General features: G+C 63.6%; 1 protein-coding gene. It reads left to right on the plus strand.

What is annotated here, in order from left to right:
• Positions 1-539 (plus strand): SLC13 family permease (locus tag SM757_RS35035; protein ID WP_322468873.1); only part of this gene is annotated, 539 nt, incomplete at both ends.

A 539-nucleotide genomic window follows, 5' to 3' on the forward strand; every position in this document is an offset into this window, starting at 1 on the left:
TTCACCCCGACCGAGGCCGCCGTGGTGGCCGCCGTCTACGCGCTGCTGGTGTCCATGCTCATCTACCGCGAGATGAGCATCAAGCAGCTCTACGAGGTGTTCGTGAGCGCGGCCAAGACCACCGCCGTGATCATGTTCCTGGTGGCCGCGGCGATGGTGTCTGCGTGGCTGATCACCGTGGCGGACATTCCGAGCCAGATGATCAGCCTGCTGGAGCCCTTCATGGGCAACCAGACGCTGCTGCTGATCGCCATCATGGTGCTGGTGATGGCCGTGGGCACGGCCATGGACATGACGCCCACCATCCTGATCCTCACGCCGGTGCTGATGCCGGTGATCAAGCAGGCCGGGATCGACCCCGTCTACTTCGGCGTGCTGTTCATCATCAACAACGCCATCGGCCTGATCACGCCGCCCGTGGGCACCGTGCTCAACGTCGTGGCCGGCGTGGGCCGCATGAAGATGGACGAGGTCACCCGCGGCGTGATCCCGTTCATGACGGCGCAGTTCATCGTCATGTTCCTGATGGTGTTCTTCCC

The organism is Azohydromonas lata (assembly GCF_034427735.1).
Lineage (GTDB): Bacteria > Pseudomonadota > Gammaproteobacteria > Burkholderiales > Burkholderiaceae_C > Azohydromonas > Azohydromonas lata.